Origin of the sequence: Onishia niordana (genome assembly GCF_004798965.1) — a bacterium.
GTDB classification, from domain to species: Bacteria; Pseudomonadota; Gammaproteobacteria; order Pseudomonadales; family Halomonadaceae; genus Onishia; species Onishia niordana.
The window spans coordinates 542,296-563,177 of the sequence record NZ_SDSD01000002.1; the positions used below are offsets into that span (position 1 = coordinate 542,296).

A 20,882-nucleotide genomic window follows, 5' to 3' on the forward strand; every position below is an offset into this window, starting at 1 on the left:
GCCATTTCACTTCGCTATCAAGATAGGCTGGAATTATTGTCACCAGGATCGGCCATGGCGTCCAACAACGCCTTGCGGTCAATTCCGTAAAAGTCGGCTTCGTGAATCTCCATGCGGAATGTCGAGCCACATTCGTTGCAGTGACAGCGACGCTTTGGATAGCAGGGTCTGAAACGTCGCCATTCATTGGGCTGCCGCGTGACCTCTACCGCACCGCAAGAGCACAAGATGATATAGCCCCCGTGGGGCCCAGCCCCCAGCAACACATAACTCGCCTGCTCCTCGTCTTTTTTCATATCCCACATGCCTCTGGTGACATATCCGGTAAATCGCAGCAGACATGAACGGCCAGCAGGCCCCGGATCACACCAAGGTTGCCAGTCTTCTGTATAGCAAATACCTGACGCCCGTTACTTGAACACTCAGTCAATAAAACTAACAGTTCGATACAAAAAACCGATATTACAACATCTCCATTCGCGGTGTTAGATATCCCACGACAATTTTGTGCACGCTTCACTACCCTAAGGGCCTGCCAACGAATCGCAGAACACGCCCGCAGGCTCAGCAGCCAAGTTGGTCGGCAAGCTCGCGCAGTGTCGACACGTGCCAGTCATTGGCAGGCGAGCCCGACACGTCCTTGTGATGGGTGGCGCCAAACTCAGCGGGACGCTCGATGTAGGCGGTTGCAAGCCCGAGGCTTCGTGCACGGTCGAGATCGCTCTGGTGAGCTGCCACCATCATTACCGACGCAGGTGCTACGTCGAATACATCAGCGACACCTAAGTAGGTATCCGGGTGCGGCTTGTACTGGCGAAACACCTCCGCCGAGAGGATGCAGTCCCAGGGAAGCCCCGCACGCTTGGCCATGTTGGCAAGCAGGCCCAGGTTACCGTTGGAGAGCGTACACAGCGTGTAATGCCGCTTGAGGCGCGTGAGCCCTTCCACCGCATCCGGCCAGGGATCGAGCCGGTGCCACACCCGGTTGAGGTGTTGCTTGTCGGCTTCCGAGAGCGAGGTAATAGCGAAACGCGCCAGCACCTCATCGAGAATGCCGCGGTGCAGCTCATCGAGCCGCGTCCAGACCTGCTCACCGGACTTCACACGCTGCATCGCCGGCTGATAGCCCGCCCGCCAGGCCAGCGCGAACTCGCCACCGTCGACTCCCAGCTCTAGCGCATCGACCTCACGCGCTATTGAGCCATGCCAATCGACTACGGTGCCGAACACATCGAAAGCCAGTACTTCGATACTCTGCCCTGCCGCCATCATTCCCCCTGCCGTGATCCCGGTGGCGTCTTAACGACTGCTCGCTCCTGTTATCCTTCGCTGCGGCCTAGCCGTCCAGTCAGATATCCTCATCGACGCTTCGCGTACTGTGGCCTCAACCTCTCTATCGGCAGGTTGGGAAAATAATGTAAAAAAGGGAAAGCCTTATTCTCTCGTTTCGAGTCATTCGCTATCTTTTCATGAAACATTAGCCATCAAGTGCATGAAAAAGGACGACTATCGACCCAAAGCGAACATCCCGGCAAAGGCAACAGGCGTTTATTGGTGCCATATAGGGCACGAAACAAGAATATTGGTCGCGCATCCTCGTTCAAAGGGTAAAACATGCGCACCACCTCATACTTGTTATCCGTGCAGGAGAACGTCATGAAGGAAACGGGGAAGATCAACTATGTCGAAATTCCGTCCAGGGATATTGAGACGACGAAGGCATTCTTTGCTTCGGCTTTTGGATGGTCATTCGTCGATTATGGTCCCGATTATGTGGCTATTGAGAATGCCGGATTAGATGGCGGCTTTTACAAGTCCGATAAAATAGCCTCAACCGAGAGCGGTAGCGTACTGGTCGTTCTTTATAGCTCAGGGCTTGAGACAACGGTCAATAACGTCATATCGTCAGGCGGCAGGGTGGTTCAGGATATTTTCGATTTCCCCGGCGGCCGAAGATTTCACTTCACTGATCCCAATGGAAATGAGTTTGCTGTCTGGTCTGAGCCCAATCCATAACCCAATCATTACTTATGTCCCATACGGTCGCCGGGCCTCGGTGCACTCGACCGTTTATGGCGGGCACCCTATATCAGGAAAGTATCAACACCTGCTCTTGGCCCAAAGCCACTACCCAGCCAGTAGGCACCAAACGGCTATGCTTCAGGTCCAGACTATGAGCACGCCGCGAAAACACTCCAATGCTGGCGTATGATGCTGGCATATCCCTCTAACCACGGATTTCCATGACGCCCATCGAAGCCAAGAACCTGCCGGTATCCGAGGTCGCCTGCTCGAACTGTCAGGCCTGCTGCTGTCGCCTGGAGGTGGTCATCTTGACCGACACCGGGGTGCCGGAACGCCACATCGAGGTAGACGAGTGGGGCGCAGAGACCATGCGCCGCCTGGACGATGGCTGGTGCTCAGCACTCGATCGCGACACCTTGATGTGCTCGATCTATGAAAACCGGCCGCTGATTTGCCGGGAATTCGAAGTGGCCTCGGATGAATGCCTCGCCGAACGCGCCGCCAGCATGTAGCCGCGTGCTTGGCGCTCACTTTCCGGCGAGCTTAGCCTCAGCGGGCATGGGCCCGATCGGTCTCGGGCCACGCCCTGCCCCCTGCCTTAGTGCGCTTCGTCCCAGTTGATGCCGCTTTCGGCTTCGACGATCAGTGGCACCTTCAGGTCGGCGGCGTCACGCATGCGGGCCTTCACGGCGTCGATGAAGTCGTCGACCTGCTCGTCCTTGACCTCGAAGACCAGCTCATCGTGCACCTGCATGACCATCCAGGCATCCATCTCGCCTTCCATCAGCCAATGATGCACGTCGATCATGGCACGCTTGATGATATCGGCGGCGGTGCCCTGCATGGGGGCATTGATGGCGGTGCGTTCGGCAGCCTGGCGGCGACCCTGGTTCTGAGCCTTGATCTCGGGCAGATAGAGCCGGCGGCCGGCAACGGTCTCGACGAAGCCGTCTTCGGCGGCCTGGGCGCGAATGCCCTCCATATAGCGGGCCACTCCGGGGTAGCGGTCGAAGTAGCGATCGATATAAGTCTGGGCCTGATTGCGCTCGATGTTGAGCTGCTTGCCGAGGCCCCAGGCGCTCATGCCATAGATCAACCCGAAGTTGATGGCCTTGGCGCTGCGGCGCTGCTCGCTTGAGACCTTATCGAGCTCGACACCGAACACCTCGGCGGCGGTGGCGGCATGGATATCGCGGTTCTCTGCGAAGGCCTCGAGCAGGCCGGCGTCCTCGGAGAGATGCGCCATGATGCGCAGCTCGATCTGCGAATAGTCGGCGGCGACGATCTTGTAACCGGGGCGTGCGATGAAGGCTTGACGAATCTTGCGGCCTTCCTCGGTGCGAATCGGGATATTCTGCAGATTGGGATCAGAAGACGACAGCCGCCCGGTGGCGGTCACCGCCTGGTGATAGCTGGTGTGCACCCGGCCGGTGGCCTTATTGACCAGCAGCGGCAGCTTGTCGGTGTAGGTCGACTTGAGCTTGGAGAGCCCGCGATGCTCGATGATCACCTTGGGCAGCGGGAAGTCCAGCGCCAGCTCCTCAAGCACAGCCTCGGCGGTGGAAGGCGCACCTTTAGGCGTCTTCTTCTTGACCGGCAGCTTCTGCTCCTCGAAGAGGATCTCGGCGAGCTGCTTGGGCGAGCCCAGGTTGAACTCGCGGCCGGCAAGCTCGTGGGCGCGGGCCTCGAGCTCGCGGATACGCGTCGCAAGCTCCTGGCTCTGGGCGTGCAGGCGCTCGGCATCCAGCGCCACGCCGGTACGCTCGATATGCGACAGCACCGGAATCAGCGGCCGCTCGAGGGCATCCAGCACCGCGCTGACACGGCCCTCCTGTTCGAGACGCGGGCGCAGCTCCTGGTGCAGGCGCAGCGTAATGTCGACGTCCTCGCAGGCGTAGGGTGCGGCCTGCTCGAGGGCGATCTGGTTGAAGGTCAGCTGCTTGGCACCCTTGCCGGCGATCTCCTCGAAGCCCACCGTCTTCTCGCCCAGGTACTTGAGCGCCAGTGAGTCCATGTCATGACGGGTAGCGGTGGAGTTGAGCACGTAGGACTCGAGCATGGTGTCGTGCAGCGGCCCGACGACCCGGATGTCGTAGCTCGCCAGCACCGAGATGTCGTACTTGAGGTTCTGGCCGATCTTTGACTTGCCGGCATCCTCAAGAAGCGGCGTCAGCGCCTCGAGTACCGCCCGGCGATCGAGCTGGGCGGGGGCATCGAGATAGTCGTGGGCCAGCGGAATATAGGCGGCCTCGCCGGGCGCGAGCGCCAGCCCTATGCCGACGATCTCGGCCTCCATGTAGTTGAGACTCGTCGTCTCGAGATCGAAGCAGAAGGCTTCACACGCTTGAAGACGCTCGAGCCAGGCATCGAAATCGGCCTGTTCGAGAATCACCTGGTCAACGCGCTCGATTGAGGGGGTGTCCGAGGGAGAGTCCGAAGAAGAATCGGCGCCGGCATCGGCTTGCTCTTGGCCTGCTGCCTGATTGGCGCCAGTTTTCCCTGACGCAGCCGACCCGCCATCGCTTGCCGGCTTGCCGTCGACGGCCTCGTCCTTGCCCTCGAGCAGGTCGGAGAGCCAGGCTTTGAACTCCAGCTCCCGATACAACTCGGCCAGCGCCTCGCGGTCCGGGTGGGCGATATCGAGATCATCGAGCCCCGCCGGCAGCTCGCAGTCGGTCTTGATGGTGGCGAGCCTGTAGGAGAGGAAGGCCTCGTCGCGGTGCGCCTCGAGTTTCTTGTGTAGCGTCTTGGCGCCGCGAAAGCTCAGCGTCTTGATGCGATCCAGATCGCCGTAGATGGTGTCGAGTCCGCCCTGCATGCCCTGCAAGAGGCCCAGCGCGGTCTTCTCGCCAACGCCCGCCACGCCGGGAATGTTATCGACCTTGTCGCCCATCAGCGCCAGGAAGTCGATGATCAGCTCAGGCGGCAGGCCGAACTTCTCGTTGACCCCGTCCACGTCGAGGGTCTCGCCCTTCATGGTGTTGACCAGGGTGATGTGGTTATTCACCAGCTGAGCCATGTCCTTGTCGCCGGTCGAGATCACCGCATCGCGTCCGGCCTCGGTGGCATGGCGCGCCAGGGTGCCGATCACGTCATCGGCTTCGACGCCCTCGATGCACAACAGCGGCAGGCCAAGCGCCTTCACGCAGTCGTGCAGCGGCTGTACCTGACTGCGCAGATCATCCGGCATCGGCGGCCGCTGCGCCTTGTACTGCTCGAACATCTCGTCGCGAAAGGTCTTGCCCTTGGCATCGAATACCACTGCCATCGGGCTGTCCGGGTATTGCTTGATCAGGCTCTTGAGCATGTTCAGTACACCCTTCACGGCCCCGGTCGGCTGGCCCTTGGACGTGGTCAGCGGCGGTAGGGCATGAAAGGCGCGGTACAGGTACGAGGAGCCGTCGACGAGGACGATAGGCGGGGTGGCCATAAAAACCGATTCCTTGAGCAAGATCACTGTCCCCCATGATACGCAGCTACCCGCATCACGTCAGGCTCGCTTGGCACGGGCGAGCTGACCTACACTGGCCACATCAAGCATGAACACTATGTTGCTGATTTTCAGGAGCCCGCCATGTTCGCCATTCCGCGTCGCCTTTCGTTCAAGACAGGCCTTGGCCTTTTCGTCATCGTGAGCCTTTGCCTGATCGCCGTCGCCCCTTCCTGGGCACAATCCACCGATGTCGAGCCCGATGTCACCATCCGTCAGCAGGAAGAACGCACCATCGAGGAGTATCGCGTCAACGGCCAGCTCTATGCCATCAAGATCAATCCCGATGCGGGGCCGTCCTACTACCTGGTCGATGAAGATGGTGATGGCAACTTCGCCCGCCAGTCAGGTGATGAGATCGCGATTCCCAGCTGGGTGCTGGTCGAATGGTAACCCTTGCCGTGCAAAGAACATGACACAGCTTAAGGCGTGATGACATCGGCCGTGCATCGTGCCGGCAAGCCGGTACAATGTGCAGCTTGGCATTCCGGGCGAGAGAGACATGGCCGTATTCACCCCGCTTGACGACGCGCAGGTCGCGGACTTCCTGACACGCTTCGAAGCAGGCTCCCTGACGGGACTGAAAGGCGTGGCCAGCGGTACAGAGAACACCACCTATTTTGTGTCCACCGACTCCCGCGAGCTGGTGTTGACGCTATTCGAGCAGGGCGAGCACGATGAACTGCCGTTCTTCGTCGACCTGCTCGATTACCTGGATGAACACCGGCTGCCCGTACCGGGCCCATTGCACGACCGCGATGGTATCGCCCTGCAGAGCCTGGTCGACAAGCCCGCGCTGCTGTTCCCGCGCCTGCCCGGCAAACACCCCAGCGACCCCAGCATCGAGCAGTGCCGCGCTCTCGGCGATACACTGGGCCGCATGCATGCCGTGTCGCGCCACTTCGAGGGCCATCGGCCCAATCCCCGCGACCTGCACTGGCTTGCGCCCATGCATCACCGGGTGCTGGCCTATATTTCCCCCGAGGACCAGGCACTGATGAGCGACGAGATCGACGCCTATCAGGCCTTCTTCGGCGCTGCGCCCGACCTGCCCCAGGGGGCCATCCACGGTGATCTGTTCCGCGACAACACCCTGTTCGACGGCGAGCGGCTGGGTGGCATCATCGACTTCTACAACGGCTGCACCGGCGACCTGCTCTTCGATCTAGCGATCGTCATCAACGACTGGGCCTCCGAGGATGATGGCCGCCTGAACAAGGAACGCCATGACGCCATCCTGTCGGCCTATCAGGCTCGCCGCGCGCTGACCAGCAACGAGCGCGACGCCTGGCCGGTGATGCTGCGCATGACCGCGCTGCGCTACTGGCTCTCGCGGCTGCTGGTAGTCTACGTGGACCCACCGGCTCATGATCTGACGCCCCACGATCCGGAACGCTTCCGCACCATCCTCGGCCAGCGCCTCGAAGGTGCCCTGCCACTGCCGGCCTGATCGCTCCACGAGGGCATAATCAGCGTTTGGCCCATGCGCCCGCCACCTCGGCGGGCGTTATTATGAGGGCTTACCTCCTGCCGGCCCGTTGCTCACAGATACCGCAGGCCACTGACAGTCGCGCTGCCCCGCGGCATAATGCGGCTCCGTTTCCGTCATCGCGCCGGCTCAGGCCAGCTCAGGAGAGCGACATGACCTCACCCGCCGCCAAGGCACGCCGCACCTACAACATTGATCAGTGGGGCAGCGGCTACTTCGACGTCGATGATCAGGGCCACGCCCTGGTGCGCCCGCTGGGCAGCGAAGTGGATGGCCCCAGCCTGCCGCTGGACGGCCTGACCGACGAACTGCGCAAGGCGGGCCTACGCCTGCCGGTGCTGGTGCGCTTCACCGACATTCTCCATGACCGGGTCGAGCAGCTGTGCGCAGCCTTCGATCACGTGATGCAGGATGAGGATTTCAGCGGCGGCTACACCGCGGTCTACCCGATCAAGGTCAACCAGCAGCGCCGCGTGGTCGAGGAGATCCTCGCCACCCAGGAGCGCGGTCGTGGCCGGGTCGGGCTTGAGGCCGGCAGCAAGCCGGAACTGCTGGCGGTGCTGGCCCTTTCCGGCGACGGCCCCTCACTGATCGTCTGCAACGGCTACAAGGATCGCGAGTACGTGCGCCTGGCGCTGATGGGCGAAAAGCTCGGCCACAAGGTCTATCTGGTGGTCGAGAAGTTCTCCGAATTGGAGATGATCCTCGAGGAGGCCAGGCGACTCGAGGTGACGCCGCGCATCGGCCTGCGCGCCCGCCTCGCCTCGGTGGGCAAGGGCAAGTGGCAGAACACCGGCGGCGAGAAATCCAAGTTCGGTCTCACCGCCAGCCAGATCCTCGGCGTGGTCGAGCGGCTGCGCGAGGCCGACTTCCTGGAAAGCCTGCAACTGGTGCACTTCCACCTAGGCTCGCAGATCGCCAACATCCGCGACATCCAGCGCGGCCTACGCGAATGCGCCCGCTTCTACCAGAGCCTGCGCGAGCTCGGCGCGCCGGTCGATACTGTCGATGTCGGCGGCGGTCTCGGCATCGACTACGAAGGCACTCGCTCCAGAAGCGAGTGCTCGATCAACTACTCGATGCGCGAATACGCCGGCAACGTGGTGGCCGCCTTTCGCCAGGCCTGCGACGCCGAGGACCTGCCCCACCCGCACCTGATCTCCGAGTCCGGCCGCGCCCTGACCGCCCATCACGCGATACTGATCACCAACGTGATCGGCGAAGAGCGCATCGGTGAAGCGCCGCCGGCAGCCCGCGCCTCGCAGGACGGCGAAGTCAAAGAACTATGGCGAGTGCATGACCAGCTATCAGCGAGCCAGGAGCCCCGCGGACTGGTCGAGGCCTACCATGACCTGGCCCAGGCGATGGCCGAGCTGCAGGACCGCTTCGTACTCGGCCTTGCCGACATCTCCGCGCGCGCCGAGGGCGAAGCGGTCTACTTCGCCGCCTGTGGCCGGCTGCGCGGCCAGCTCGATGCCCGCAACCGCGCCCACCGGGAGATCCTCGATGAGCTGGCCGAGAAGCTCGCCGACAAGTTGTTCGTCAACTTCTCCTTGTTCCAGTCGGTGCCCGATGTGTGGGGCATTCAGCAGATTTTCCCGGTCCTGCCGCTTTCTGGGCTCGACCGGCAGCCGACCCGCCGCGCCGTGGTGCAGGACATCACCTGCGACAGCGACGGGCGCATCGACAGCTACGTCGACGGTCAGGGCGTCGAGGCCACCCTGCCACTACCCGACTGGGAGCACGACGAAGAAAAGCTCCTGGGCTTCTTCCTGGTCGGCGCCTATCAGGAGATCCTCGGCGACCTGCACAACCTGTTCGGCGATACCGACTCAGTGGACGCGGCATTGGACGAAAACGGCAACTGGATACTCTCCGAGCCGATCCTGGGTGATGACGTGGCCAAGGTGCTTGGCTACGTCAACTTCGATGCCCAAGTGCTGCGCCGCAAGCTGAGCCGCCAGCTCGAGGCCAGTGGCCTGCCGGAATCTCAGCGCAGAGCCTTCCTCGATGACCTGCACGCAGGGCTCGAGAGCTATACCTACCTGGGGTGATCACGTCGGCGCACTTTGGGGTCACACCGACACACAGCGCTACAAACCACACCGCCCCGCCAGCTACCTGGCGGGGCGGTGTCGTATTCTGAAGAGGGTCGCCTTCAACCCAGGATCAGTGCCACGGACTCAGGGCGCGACATGGGTATCGAGCTCGAGCCAGTCGTTGAGCTCGAAATGCAGGCTGGCATCTCGTGGCAGTTCTCCTACCCCGGCAGGCGTGCCGGTGAGGACCACATCGCCAGGCGATAGCGTGAAGTGTCGGCTCATCTCGGCCAGCAGTTGGGGAACCGGGAACAACATATCCTTGGCGTGGCCAGTCTGTCGGCGCTCCTCGTCGATATCCAGCGAGAAGGTCAGGTTCGACCAGTCCAGCGGGCCGCTCAGGCGCAGAAACTGCGACAGTGGGCAGGCGCCATCGAAGGCCTTGGCGACTTCCCAGGGATGGCCCTTGTCCTTGAGTTCGGCCTGCACCTTGCGCAGCGTCAAGTCCAGCGCCAGCCCTATGCCGGCAACGGCCTGCTCGGCTTCTTCCGGGCTTGCATCGGTCAGTGTCTGGCTGATCAGCAATGCAAGCTCGGTCTCGAAGTGGACCTCGCCGCGCGAGGGCTCGACCGCAATCGGATTCTTCAGCGGCACCGCTGCCGTAGCGGGCTTGATGAAAAATAGCGGCGAACTGGGTACCGGGCTGTCCATCTCCTTGGCATGCTCGGCGTAGTTGCGACCCACGCACACGATCTTTCCGAGTGCATAGGGAAAATCCTGACCGTCGGTGAAACGAGGCACAAAATGCATGGTGCGGTTCTCCTTAACGATGACAGTGAGCAGTGCTTGGGGCGCGCATCTCACGGAGAAGGGCCTGATGTCAGTTTACTGCACACCCTCTTCTTTGGTACGCCCCAGCAAAGAACTATGCACAATAGAGCCATGAGATACGCCCAATGCTCAAGAGCTGACGCTCAACGCTCAAGCCTCGCGGGGCGATACGCAAGGCTTATAGCGGCGCTGATTGAAAGAACGGCTGCATGCGTTTTTGAGGCCAGCCACGACGCAAGGCAGGGCAACAACGTTTTCAGCCGTCAGGCCGTTCCTGAGGCCGAATAGGGGCAATACAGAGGAAACGATATCCACAGGGAGAAGGACTCGCCAGATGTGGATAGTGGGTGCTTATGGAGGAAAGTGTGATTGCACGCACACAAAAAAGCCGCCTCGATGGGCGACCTCTTCATATCTAACATCTTGAGCTTGCTGCAACTTTAATGGTGCCGGCACCAGGAGTCGAACCCGGGACCTACTGATTACAAGTTCTGCCCGGTGCGCATCGCACTGGCTCACTGGCAGTAAAATCAAGCGATTACAGCACTCCACCTGCTCACAAAAGGCCACTCAGGCATAGAGCCGTAGACAAAATGTAGTCAGAGGCCCAGCGCCAAAAATCATCTGTACTACATTAGCTTACGTCTCTATACAGTCTGGATGATCACGGATGATCAAACGTACCCTGCTACTAGCTATGGCACTCCTGCCCCTTTCCTCTCACGCCCAGGTCTACAAGTGCGAGGTGGATGGCTCAACAGCCTACCAGGATACCCCATGCACTGATGGGGAAGTCTTCATTACTCGCGACACACTAACCTCTTTAGAAGCTCAGGCCCATGCCCAAGCCGATCCTGCTCCTGCTCCTGCTCCTGCTCCTGCTCGCCAGCCTCGCCGACAACACTCCAGCCAGCCTCGCCAGCCATCAAGCACTAGCTCATATCGATCTGAGCTTGAAGCTAGGAATGCTCGCGTGAAAGCGGGTATTAGAGGAGAGATCGTAGAAGGTATGACCAAAGGGCAGCTCTATATGATGCTAGGTGAGCCTGACCATGAAAGAAAATATACACGCTCTGATGGTAAGAGGTGTGAATATTGGTCTTGGTCCGAACCCAGGTTCGTGCCTAAAGATATTTATCAAGCTACTATTTGCGATGAAAAAGTCATAACGCACAACTAAAGAAAGGCGGCAGAACCAGGCCGCCAAAAGCAATCACCATCGAAGTTGCTATCCATGATTCTCCGTATACTTCTTAACCACACTCATAGCTTTATCCACATCCCATGGCGCAACACTAATATCAATACCCCCATTCTTTTCAATCAAATCAGTACTAATTCCTTTACTCACTAGCTCCTGCTCTAAAACAAGCGCTTCACTTAAATCTGTGGTCGTTAACAACAGATCCCCACCTTTACCCTTCTTAGTCATTACCATATGACTACCAAATCCATGCCCACTTTTTCCATAACCTCTTTCTATATCATTAACTCTTGCTCCGAGAGATCTCAAACCTGATGACACCTCTTTCATCGATTCGTATACATCTGCAACTAGAGAAGCACCATCAAGACCAGAAAGATCTATATCTTTCAACGCGCTTTCAATAATATTCTCTTTTGCCTTAGATATAACAGGATTATAGGCATTTGACTCAATACCATCCTTGCTTTCCAAAAGCCCTTTAAGCTTTTGGCTTAAGTCAAGTCCGCCTTGCATATCATCAGAATAAAAAATTGTCCTCTGATCGTACATATCAAATGGAAGGTCCGTACCATTCTCACAGATCAGTATTACAGGCTTACCTGTCGAATGCCGAATGCCCAATTCGTACATAACATTCGAATTAAGACCAGTTAGATTAACAATAACCAAATCATCATCTATCAAGTGTTCAATAACTCTTTGTGATATTGATCCTTGCTCAGATTCTTGGTGAGAAGCAACACACTTATACCCATACTCTTCAAGCACAGGCTTTACAACGGAAGAAATCAATCCATCAGTTGCTCTTCTTATTTGTGATCCATGTGGCCCGATTGGAGTAACCACAAATGCATTTTTTAATACACCACCTTCTTTCCCTTTACTTTCCTTATTTGTCATCCCTGCCCCCAATTATAAACACATAATAAACTTATATATTGCCCATCCCACCTTAACCCCACCTATCCACAACCCTTTTGGCTAGTCGGTAGCCGTTCCCGTTGGCTTAAACGCTTTACGCGCCTTCTCTATCTCTGGGCTGACCTGTCCGGATCCCTCATTGACTTGACCAGTCATCAACCACAACGAGTATTTCGGCCACTGCATGCATACGGCCTCTAGGACTTCTCCTTTCGGCGTCCTTCCTGATTGCTCTAGCCCCTCGATGGTTTTCTTTGAAATTCCAATGAGTTGCGAGAACTCCGCCCTTCCAGATGTTTCTACTTCCCGGATTAGGCGAATTCTTTTTGCCAAATCGCTTTGCATGTACTCGCCCAAGGGTAGCCTTGTGCACGGGTACACAGGCTCACATTTATTTATTAACCCGAAAAATAACACAACTAGCCACAGCGAGCAGGTACGACATGGAAACGAGCAACACGCCCCAGGTCCCGGCCACCGTGCCAGTCATGACCATCGAGCGGTTCGCCGAGTTGACCGGCCTTAGCCCCGACACCATTCGTCGGCAGCTTCAGCAAGGCAACCTCCCCATCGCCAAGATAGGTCGTCGTCGCCTCGTTAACGTGGCCCTGCTCACCGCTGAGTGCCTCATTTCGGAGGACTGGGCATGAGCACCTACTATCTCCTCACGCTCCCCCACGCACTCGCACGCAGATGAAGATGGGGGTCCACCATGACGCCGCTCAGCATCCAACAGGGCGGTGAATGGGTGTCCGGCTCCGCCTTCGTCTACCTCCTGGCCGCAGAACAGTGGGATAGCGTCATCACCCAGATCGCAGCCTGCATCTCGCCGGCAACAAGCCAGCGGAGGCGTAAGGCAGGAAGAAGAGGAGCGACCGCCCGGGGTGTAGGAGCACCCCGGTCTCGTGATAGGGATGGTAGCCGAAATCCTCAAATGGAGATGGGTAGATGATCGATGGACTATACGCCGTGCACTTCAGGACGGCAGGTAACGAAGGAACGGGCGTGGTCTCAGTGATCAAGGGCTCGGTTAATGGTGGGGATGCCGGGTATTCCTACCAGGGGCAGCTTACTGAGACTGGGCAAGGAGTTAAGAGCACGCTGACCGTCGCAAGGTATAACCCGAAGACCGAGTCCATTTTCGGCCCTGCCGAAAGCTTCGAGCTCGAGGTCAGCGGCCCCGTCAGCGATCGGAGCTTCGAGCTCACCGGTAACGTCAAGGGCAGCACCGCCCAGAAGATCGACATCAGCGGCCACTACCTGAAGCCACTGGTATAGCGCTACCCCGTAGAAATCCCATGACGGCCGGTTAACACCGGCTGTTTTCGTTAGGATGTCCAGCCCCTCAGAGCATTCAGGAGGAAAGCATGGCAGCAGGAGCAAGCGCAGCAGCGCGGCTGAGCGCTATCTGATCCAGATCCAATAGAGGCCGAGCTCGAACAGCAGATCTCCATAGGCGGAAATGAGGGTGCCGAGGGAGCCAACCGCAAACACGGCTATCGACATCCGGCGGGGATAGCGGCAGTACCTTTCCTCCACAGGCGTAAAATCGAGACTGACGTAGCCTGAGGGATTGAGTACTTGAAAGAGGTTTAGGACTGGAAACTCTGCCGCGAGTGCCAAGACAATCATGATGGCACCGCTACGTTGAAACCAGCTCAGCCAGGTTTCCCCATCAGGTCTCCAGGGCAGTACCCACATTAGGGCTGGGATCGCGACAGCTGGAATGATGAAGAGGTAGAACATACGCACCCAACGCTGCGCTTGGTACATGTGGCCTTTTTTCGAATCCTTGTCGGCACCCATTGATCGCTTCCTGAATCGGGACTTGTAGGCGGCAAGATACGTTGAAGCCCTTTGCCGCCACCATGTCTGAATCTGCCCCCCGCCAGATAGCCGGTCAACCCTGACCGTCACACAGCCGATATCGAGGACTACATTGGCTACCTCGGGGGCCTAGCCCCCCTGACGGTGCCGACTACACCTAGTTGGCTGGAGCAAACCGCAAGAGGCTTTAACTGGTTGGCGGCGTGGCGCAACAGGTGCCCAGCGCTAGACCCAGCAAACACTGTTTAACGGCCGGTTAACCCGGCCGTCTTCAGTTGTGGCATAGCACTTCCACAACGCTACCTAGTGGCCCCGCCCATGTCGTGACGACACCATGGACGCGATACCGATCTCGCCAACTCAGGAGTGCCGCCATGAACCGAGTCGACCTAGTGATTACTCTGCTGGAGCTTGCCGCTCGCCTACTCGAAGCCTTTTGCCAGGTGTTGACGCTATGGCCTAGTGGCGCTTGAATCCGTCTATCTCATACCTAGTGGCTCAGCGTCGCAATTTATGCGGCGCGCTACGCTGAACGATCACCTCGACATCCGCCACACCGTCGGCGGCAGCAAGGGCGCGGAGGCCATCGAGGTGCTGATCTTCAGCTGGGACGTCGAAGCTGAGCCGGCGGGGTTATTCTAATAGCGCCATCGCAACTACCAAGGACACTTTATGGTCGACTTCGCATCACTAGGCACTGGCCTCAAGGCCGCATATGAAATTGCGCGTTCTGCTAAGGACGTCAACGATCAGGCCAAACTAAACTCGGCCATTGCCGAGATCATGGAACAGCTTACCTCGGCGCAGTTCAGCCTGTTCGAGATGCAGCAGCAGCATCAGGAGCTGATTGACGAAAATAGGCAGTTGAAAGATCAGCTTGAGAAGGCCGCTAGGTTTGATAAGTACCAGCTTCAGCAGACATCTACGGGGGATTACGTACTGGTTCTGAAGGAGGAGTTTGCTGTAGACGGCACTCCCAAACATGCGATCTGTCCTGTCTGCAAAGAGGACGAGCGGCTGGCAGTCATGACAGAGGCCGAGTATTGGTATCGCTGCTCGTCATGCAAATATCTGGCTGGCAAGAAGAAGCAGCCACCGCCCAGAAGGCGTACTGGACCGATAGTTATGTAGCTGGGTGCCAAGTATCGCGCGAAATAGGGTGCTGTGCCGTTGCAGCACCTTGTGCCAACTTTCCCGCAACCAAGTGCCAAAGCTGGCGCGCGGTTACACACAGGGAGAAAGACTCGCCAGATGTGGATAGTGGGTGCTTATGGAGGAAAGTGTGATTGCACGCACACAAAAAAGCCGCCTCGATGGGCGACCTCTTCATATCTAACATCTTGAGCTTGCTACAACTTTTATGGTGCCGGCACCAGGAGTCGAACCCGGGACCTACTGATTACAAGTCAGTTGCTCTACCAACTGAGCTATGCCGGCAGGTGCAACTCGCCACAAGTGCCAGATGATGCTACTGAATCTGGGTTGGCAATGGCTGGGGTAGCAGGACTCGAACCTGCGAATGCCGCTACCAAAAAGCGGTGCCTTACCACTTGGCGATACCCCAGCAGATGGTGGCCAGAGAGGGAATCGAACCCCCGACACGGGGATTTTCAATCCCCTGCTCTACCGACTGAGCTATCTGGCCCGTGCCAACGAGGACGTATTTAACTAGAAAGCTTTCCGCCCGTCAACCCTTTTTCTTTCAAAGAGATGGAATACCCAAAATTCACTGGCTGGGAGGCACGTAGCCTTCGGCCTGATCGGTATCGCGGTTGTCCAGGAAACGCTCCATCTGCTCCATCAGGTACTCGCGGGTCTTGGGATCAAGCATGCTCAGGTGCTTCTCGTTGATCAGGCGAGTCTGCAGCGCCTGCCACTCTTCCCAGGCCTGCTTGGACACGTTGGCCTGGATCTCCTGACCCTTCTGGCCGGGTAGCGGAGGAAACGGCAGGGCTTCGAGCTCCTGCTGATACTTGCGGCAGAATACGGTCTGGCTCATGGGATCACTCCGGGTCTTGCTATGTGGATGAGGTGGCGAGTCGAGCCAGCGACTCAAGCAGCGCCTTGACCGGCGCGGCCAGGCCAATACTGGCGGGCTCGCTGGGGTTATACCAGAGGCCCCCGCCTTCGGTCACGGCAGCCTGTCGACTACGGGCAGGCTGCGGGGTAATGGACAGGCGAAAGTGGCTGAAGGTGTGGTTAAAGGCGTCCCAGGCCGTCGCGAGCTCGGCATCCGGCGCATGAGCGTCCAGCCAGGCTGCGAGGGCCTCGGTATCATCGAACTGGGGAAAACACCACAGACCGCCCCACAGGCCCACTGCAGGACGCTGTTGAAGCAACACGCGACCGGTTTCGTCGTGCAGCAGCAACATGATGGTCGAGCGCTCGGGCAGTGCCTTCTTGGGCTTGGATTCGGGGAAGCGTTTCTCCTGATTACGGGCATGGGCCAGACAGACGTCCTCAAAGGGGCACAGCAGGCAGCTGGGGCTCCCGCGCCGGCATAGGGTGGCGCCCAAGTCCATCATTGCCTGTGTGTGGTCAGGAAGGCGCTCATGGGGCGTGTAGCGCTCGGCGAGCGCCCACAACGGGCGCTCGACCCTGGGACGCCCTGGCCAGCCCTCAACGGCGTGCAGCCGTGTCAGCACGCGCTTGACGTTGCCATCGAGAATCACCGCACGCTCGCCGGTGCTGATGCTGATGATGGCGCCAGCGGTGGAGCGGCCTATACCGGGCAGCGCAGCCATGGCCTCGACGCTATGCACAGGAAACTCGCCGCCATGCGCGTCCACGACCACCTGGGCGGCCTTGTGCAGATTGCGGCCTCGGGCGTAGTAGCCAAGCCCGGTCCACAGATGCAATACCTCGTCCTGAGAGGCACTGGCCAGGGCGTTCACATCGGGAAAGCGCTCCATGAAGCGCTCGTAGTAGGGAATCACCGTGGCCACCTGCGTCTGCTGCAGCATGATTTCGGAGACCCAGACCCGATAGGGCGTGGTGTTGTGCTGCCAGGGCAGCGTCTTGCGGCCATACTCATCGAACCAGGCCATCAGGCGGCGCTGAAACTCGTCGGGTGAGAGGTCGATCGGCTCTATGGCCTCGGGGGTATCGGTCATGGTCGGCACTGCTTGCAGGAGTAGACGAGGTGGCTAGTTGGCACGCATGTTAAGACGTGAACGGTAATGGACGAAGCCGGCAGGAGCGACATGGTAGCGAGTGGCCGGGGCCAGGCACAAAAAAACTGCCCGGATGACCCAAACAGGGGGCAAAAAAAAGCGCCGACGGTAAGGTCGGCGCAATAAAGGCTTGCATGAAACGACTGATCATGGACCTCGGCTTACTCACCGAGCTCACTGAGGCTCACGACTAGTTGAATAGACCCTTGAGGGCGTTACGAAGTTCCCCGGAGGCACCTTCGCCGATGCGTTCATCGACCCCTTCCAGCGCCTCGTCGAGACGCTCCTGAACCTCTTCGCTGGCCTTTTCCTCGATCTCCTGGCGAGCGAGGTTGGTTACTGCGTCGCGGAAGGCGCCGCGATCGAAGCGGCACCAGTCGGCAGGCGCCCCTGCCAGGCTGCCTTCGCAGCGCACCGGTAGCGGCACCTTGGTCAAGCGCGGATTGACCTCGCAAGCGGCGTCGGCGGTATCCACGAAGCGGGCGGCAGCGCGATAGTCAAAGCGCTTATCGACCAGTCCCACCTTGCCTTCGCCGGTCACCTGGATGCCGGGAATGCTGATATCCAGATCATCGTTGCGCACTTCGCCATTACGGATATCGAGGGTGGCATTAGCGCTGTCGAAGCGTGTGTCGGGACGCCAATCGCGGCTGGTCTGCTTGCCCTCGAGCAGTGCCACGGCGGTGCACAACTCTTCCGAGACATTGACATCCAGCACCGCACCCTCATCGATGCGGGTACTCAGCTGCCCGTTGAGCTGCGCCGGCAGTTCGGCGGCGCTATTGCCACGGGTCGTCAGCTCGCCGTTGAGGTTGAGTTTCCCGCGCAGCGGAGACGCTTCCCCGGTAAGTGCGGCGAGGAAGGGCTCGGCGGAAACGTCCTTGACCGTCGGAGTAAAACGCCAGCGCAGCGGCGTTTCGCGCAGGTCGAGCCCGGCGCTCGCGGCAAGCGTGCCGTCGAAGAAGCGCGCATCGAACTGCTCCAGACGCAGCTGCCCCTTGCTGCCACGCGCCTTGAGTACGACCTGCTCAAGATCCATGTTCTTGACGGTGAGCCGCTCGAGGGCGATGTCCGCGTCGAGGTTCAGGGACTTGAGGGTTGCCGCCGGCACCAGTTCGCCGCCGGCTTCGCTGACCGCCGCGGCACCCGCCTGACTCGCCGCACCAACCGCGTCTTCTCCCTCGGCGCTTGCCTGTGCCTTGTCGTTGCCCTCTTCGACCGGTGGCAGGTAGCGATCGAGGTTCAGCACGTCGCCCTGCAGGTCGAGTGCCAGTGAGCGGCCATCGAGGCCGGCGGAGAGCGAACCACTCAGGGTGGTGTCATCCAGTGTCAGGTTCAGGCTTGGCAGGCTGATCCGCTCGAGGCTGCCTTCCACTGGGCTCGACAGCGCCAGGTTGTCGAGTGCGGCGTCATCGGCAGTCTCGGGCAGGCTGCCCAAGCGCTCGAGCCATGTACGCAGCGACAGCGGCTCAAGCGCCAACTGACCACGGTACTGCGGCGCCCCAAGCAGCTGTTCGACGTGTAGGTTGCCCCCAAGCGTCAGGCTGTCTTCTCCGCTGAGTTGCCATTCGCTGATTCGCAGGGTCTGCGCCTCGAGATCGGCATCGGCGGCGAAGCTAAGCGTCAGCGGCAGTGACTTCTCGCCAAGCGATGGGTGGGACAGGCTGGCCTCCAGCTTGCCACCCTCGAGCACATAACGGCTGGCTTCCATGTTGGCCTCAAGGCTCGGGAAGCGCAGGTTGGCCTTCTGTTGCTTGCCGTCGGCGCCGGCCAGCTGAGTGGTGGTATCAAGCTTGAGATCACTCAGCACGTAGCGGCCATCGTCGAGACCGAGCTCTACTTGGCTGTCGAGTGTCATCTGGCTGACCCACTGAGCGTCGGCTTCACGCGACTGCCCCTCGGGAATCAGGAACGAGGACAGGGCGAAGTCAGCATTGAGCGGGAAAGGCTTGGCAGGATTGACGTTACTCCCACTGACATTGAGCGAATCAAGGTGCCAGGCCTGACCGCTTTGGCGGTCAGAATAACGAATGCTGCCATCGGTAATGTCGACACGGGCGATATCGAGTGCGACGGCCACGCCGTTCTCGCCGCCCAGATCACCTGGCAGTTGCGAGGAGGATGATTCACTGCCGCTCTCACTAGAGGCAGGGTTGGCAGCATCGCCCGTGGTCTCGTCGCTTGCCTCTGTCTCGGCCGCAGCTGATTTTTCTTCGGCCTCGATGGCGGCCAGCTCTTGCTGACGCTCGAACCGATCGAGCAGTGTCTGCCAGTTGCCGCGCCCCTCAGCGTCTCGCTTCAGATTCAGGCGCATGCCGTCAAGACTCAGGCCATCGATGGCCACCTGACCGGAGAGCAGCGTCGAGAAGGCCAGGCTGACCTCGGCCTGATCAAAGGCCAAGAAGGCCTGCTCATTCTCGGGCTGATCAGGCAGGCGCGCCTGTGCATCCGCAACGCTTAGCCCCAGTCGGGGGTAGAAGGACCAGGCCAGCGGTCCATCCAGCGTAAGCTCGAGGCCACTCTGATCACGCACTACCTCTACTAGGTGTGGCTTCAAATCTTCAGGGTCGAAGAAGGTCGTGATGTAGACCACTGCACCCACCACTACCAAGCCAAGTATCCCTACCACTGCTAGCAGTGTTCGTAACAGTGCTCTCATCCTTTACCTCCTAGTGACGCCTTGGGATCCAATTCGTAGTGTTCTCCATCAGCAACCAGCTTGAAGCCCATCCTCTTGAGCAGCAACTCGTCGCCAAGAAGCAACGTGGAGGCCGCAACGCGCAGCAGGTAGTCATCTCGATAGGCTTCCTGGCAGATCAACGTTACCAGTCGGGACGCCACCCCGCGGCGCCGAGTGGTCTGGCGAACGCACATGTTCGATAGCCACCAGGCCTCATCGACGACGTTCATGGCCACGGCACCCAGCAGGCGATCATTGAAGCGGGCACAGCAGAATATGCCCTGTCGTTCGAGCTGATCGCGAATATAGTCATCCGCCGGGAGCGGCAGTCGTTCCGCCGGAACATCGGCGTAAATGCGGGAGAGATCCAGGGCAAGCTGCGTGTCCCGTTCCCATTCGGCCTTGCCAACCTTGTGCAGGGTAACCGGCATCGACGTTTCTCCTTGGTTATCGGGACAACCTGACAATACCCGCATTGTAGCGGATGGGGGCCGCGATTCACTATAATGGCGGGCTCGACCACCGTCGCCCGCAGTCGCGCGACGACGTTTCATCGCAATGCGCCCAGCGCAGGAGTAACGCCACCATGACCCAGCGTACCGCCACGGTTTCCAGAGACACCAAGGAAACGCAGATCACGGTCAGCGTGAATCTCGATGGCAAGGGTGAGCTTAATTGCGAGACAGGCGTGCACTTTCTCGACCACATGCTCGACCAAGTGGCCCGCCATGGCCTGATCGACCTGGACATCAAGGCAGTAGGTGACCTGCACATCGATGCGCACCATACCGTCGAGGACCTGGGCATCACATTGGGCCAGGCCTTTGCTCAGGCCATCGGCGACAAGCGTGGCATCTATCGCTATGGCCATGCCTATGTACCGCTGGACGAAGCGCTTTCCCGCGTGGTCGTGGACTTCTCCGGACGCCCGGGGCTATTCATGAACGTCGAATTTACGCGTGGAAGTCTAGGCCAACTGGATACCCAGCTGTTCTGGGAGTTCTTCCAGGGCTTCGTCAATCATGCCCAGGTCACGCTGCACATCGATAACCTGAAAGGCTTCAACGCTCACCACCAGGCCGAGACGATCTTCAAGGCCTTCGGCCGCGCCCTGCGCATGGCCACCGCCGAAGATCCGCGCATGGCGGGTCAGATGCCATCCACCAAAGGCAGCCTATAAGCTGTCATGATGGCATGATG

General features: G+C 59.3%; 20 protein-coding genes and 3 tRNA genes. 11 read left to right on the top strand and 12 right to left on the bottom strand.

What is annotated here, in order from left to right; genetic code table 11:
- Nucleotides 1-564: 564 nt before the first annotated feature.
- Nucleotides 565-1,269 (bottom strand): haloacid dehalogenase type II, encoded by a 705-nt coding sequence (locus ETC27_RS06455; protein ID WP_205742697.1) that lies wholly within the window; start codon nt 1,267-1,269, stop codon nt 565-567.
- Between the two features lie 345 nt (nt 1,270-1,614).
- Between ETC27_RS06455 and ETC27_RS06460 the strand changes: the two genes are divergently transcribed.
- A complete protein-coding gene (locus tag ETC27_RS06460; RefSeq protein WP_240724826.1) occupies nt 1,615-2,016 on the top strand; it encodes a VOC family protein in 402 nt (133 codons plus the stop codon).
- Nucleotides 2,017-2,243: 227 nt separating this feature from the next.
- The gene (locus ETC27_RS06465) at nt 2,244-2,537 is read left to right on the top strand and encodes a YkgJ family cysteine cluster protein (RefSeq protein WP_136254162.1); all 294 of its coding nucleotides are present in this window, start codon (nt 2,244-2,246) and stop codon (nt 2,535-2,537) included.
- A gap of 86 nt (nt 2,538-2,623) precedes the next feature.
- Here ETC27_RS06465 and polA read toward each other — a convergent pair whose 3' ends face one another.
- On the bottom strand, nt 2,624-5,455 hold the full coding sequence (polA, locus tag ETC27_RS06470; protein ID WP_136254163.1) for a DNA polymerase I: 2,832 nt from the start codon (nt 5,453-5,455) through the stop codon (nt 2,624-2,626).
- 144 nt (nt 5,456-5,599) lie between these two features.
- Here polA and ETC27_RS06475 point away from each other — a divergent pair, with 144 nt between their 5' ends.
- The 3 genes from ETC27_RS06475 (at nt 5,600) to speA (ending at nt 9,058) form a co-directional block, all read left to right on the top strand.
- A complete protein-coding gene (locus ETC27_RS06475; RefSeq protein WP_136254164.1) occupies nt 5,600-5,908 on the top strand; it encodes a DUF2782 domain-containing protein in 309 nt (102 codons plus the stop codon).
- A gap of 109 nt (nt 5,909-6,017) precedes the next feature.
- Nucleotides 6,018-6,965: a homoserine kinase gene (locus tag ETC27_RS06480; RefSeq protein WP_136254165.1), complete on the top strand. Its 948-nt coding sequence runs from the start codon at nt 6,018-6,020 to the stop codon at nt 6,963-6,965.
- Between the two features lie 191 nt (nt 6,966-7,156).
- Nucleotides 7,157-9,058 (top strand): biosynthetic arginine decarboxylase, encoded by a 1,902-nt coding sequence (gene speA / locus ETC27_RS06485; RefSeq protein ID WP_136254166.1) that lies wholly within the window; start codon nt 7,157-7,159, stop codon nt 9,056-9,058.
- A 129-nt stretch (nt 9,059-9,187) separates the two neighbouring features.
- On the opposite strand, the gene ETC27_RS06490 is transcribed toward speA, so the two are convergent.
- On the bottom strand, nt 9,188-9,853 hold the full coding sequence (locus tag ETC27_RS06490; protein ID WP_136254167.1) for a fumarylacetoacetate hydrolase family protein: 666 nt from the start codon (nt 9,851-9,853) through the stop codon (nt 9,188-9,190).
- An 860-nt stretch (nt 9,854-10,713) separates the two neighbouring features.
- On the opposite strand from ETC27_RS06490, the gene ETC27_RS17250 reads away from it, so the two are divergent.
- Complete coding sequence (locus tag ETC27_RS17250; protein WP_168709029.1) at nt 10,714-10,851, top strand: hypothetical protein; 138 nt, start codon at nt 10,714-10,716, stop codon at nt 10,849-10,851.
- A 251-nt stretch (nt 10,852-11,102) separates the two neighbouring features.
- Here the strand turns inward: ETC27_RS17250 and ETC27_RS06495 are convergent, their stop codons facing one another.
- The gene (locus tag ETC27_RS06495; RefSeq protein ID WP_136254168.1) at nt 11,103-11,981 is read right to left on the bottom strand and encodes a hypothetical protein; all 879 of its coding nucleotides are present in this window, start codon (nt 11,979-11,981) and stop codon (nt 11,103-11,105) included.
- A gap of 464 nt (nt 11,982-12,445) precedes the next feature.
- On the opposite strand from ETC27_RS06495, the gene ETC27_RS06500 reads away from it, so the two are divergent.
- Together ETC27_RS06500 and ETC27_RS06505 are read left to right on the top strand one after the other, a co-directional pair.
- Nucleotides 12,446-12,652, top strand: coding sequence for a helix-turn-helix domain-containing protein (locus ETC27_RS06500; RefSeq protein WP_240724827.1), 207 nt, complete (start codon nt 12,446-12,448; stop codon nt 12,650-12,652).
- Nucleotides 12,653-12,950: 298 nt separating this feature from the next.
- A complete protein-coding gene (locus ETC27_RS06505) occupies nt 12,951-13,280 on the top strand; it encodes a GrlR family regulatory protein (protein ID WP_136254169.1) in 330 nt (109 codons plus the stop codon).
- Nucleotides 13,281-13,406: 126 nt separating this feature from the next.
- Here ETC27_RS06505 and ETC27_RS06510 read toward each other — a convergent pair whose 3' ends face one another.
- Nucleotides 13,407-13,808, bottom strand: coding sequence for a hypothetical protein (locus ETC27_RS06510; RefSeq protein WP_136254170.1), 402 nt, complete (start codon nt 13,806-13,808; stop codon nt 13,407-13,409).
- A 534-nt stretch (nt 13,809-14,342) separates the two neighbouring features.
- On the opposite strand from ETC27_RS06510, the gene ETC27_RS17660 reads away from it, so the two are divergent.
- Nucleotides 14,343-14,471 carry a hypothetical protein gene (locus ETC27_RS17660; RefSeq protein WP_276605687.1) on the top strand — a complete coding sequence of 43 codons (129 nt, stop codon included), beginning with the start codon at nt 14,343-14,345 and terminating at the stop codon, nt 14,469-14,471.
- A 30-nt stretch (nt 14,472-14,501) separates the two neighbouring features.
- Nucleotides 14,502-14,960 (top strand): hypothetical protein, encoded by a 459-nt coding sequence (locus ETC27_RS06520; protein WP_136254171.1) that lies wholly within the window; start codon nt 14,502-14,504, stop codon nt 14,958-14,960.
- A gap of 230 nt (nt 14,961-15,190) precedes the next feature.
- On the opposite strand, the gene ETC27_RS06525 is transcribed toward ETC27_RS06520, so the two are convergent.
- The 7 genes from ETC27_RS06525 to ETC27_RS06555 all read right to left on the bottom strand — a co-directional run bounded on the left by ETC27_RS06525 (nt 15,191) and on the right by ETC27_RS06555 (nt 20,113).
- Nucleotides 15,191-15,266 (bottom strand) — tRNA-Thr (locus ETC27_RS06525).
- A 52-nt stretch (nt 15,267-15,318) separates the two neighbouring features.
- Nucleotides 15,319-15,393, bottom strand: a tRNA-Gln gene (locus tag ETC27_RS06530).
- Nucleotides 15,394-15,398: 5 nt separating this feature from the next.
- Nucleotides 15,399-15,474 (bottom strand) — tRNA-Phe (locus tag ETC27_RS06535).
- Between the two features lie 81 nt (nt 15,475-15,555).
- Nucleotides 15,556-15,828, bottom strand: coding sequence for an oxidative damage protection protein (locus tag ETC27_RS06540; protein ID WP_136254172.1), 273 nt, complete (start codon nt 15,826-15,828; stop codon nt 15,556-15,558).
- Between the two features lie 19 nt (nt 15,829-15,847).
- A complete protein-coding gene (gene mutY / locus ETC27_RS06545; protein ID WP_136254173.1) occupies nt 15,848-16,942 on the bottom strand; it encodes an A/G-specific adenine glycosylase in 1,095 nt (364 codons plus the stop codon).
- A gap of 250 nt (nt 16,943-17,192) precedes the next feature.
- On the bottom strand, nt 17,193-19,661 hold the full coding sequence (locus ETC27_RS06550) for an AsmA family protein (RefSeq protein WP_136254174.1): 2,469 nt from the start codon (nt 19,659-19,661) through the stop codon (nt 17,193-17,195).
- Entirely contained in the window at nt 19,658-20,113 is a 456-nt protein-coding gene (locus ETC27_RS06555) for an acetyl-CoA sensor PanZ family protein (protein WP_136254175.1), read from the bottom strand. The genes ETC27_RS06550 and ETC27_RS06555 overlap by 4 nt, the downstream gene beginning before the upstream one ends.
- Nucleotides 20,114-20,268: 155 nt before the next feature.
- Here ETC27_RS06555 and hisB point away from each other — a divergent pair, with 155 nt between their 5' ends.
- Nucleotides 20,269-20,862 (top strand): imidazoleglycerol-phosphate dehydratase HisB, encoded by a 594-nt coding sequence (hisB, locus tag ETC27_RS06560; protein WP_136254176.1) that lies wholly within the window; start codon nt 20,269-20,271, stop codon nt 20,860-20,862.
- Nucleotides 20,863-20,882 lie beyond the last annotated feature (20 nt).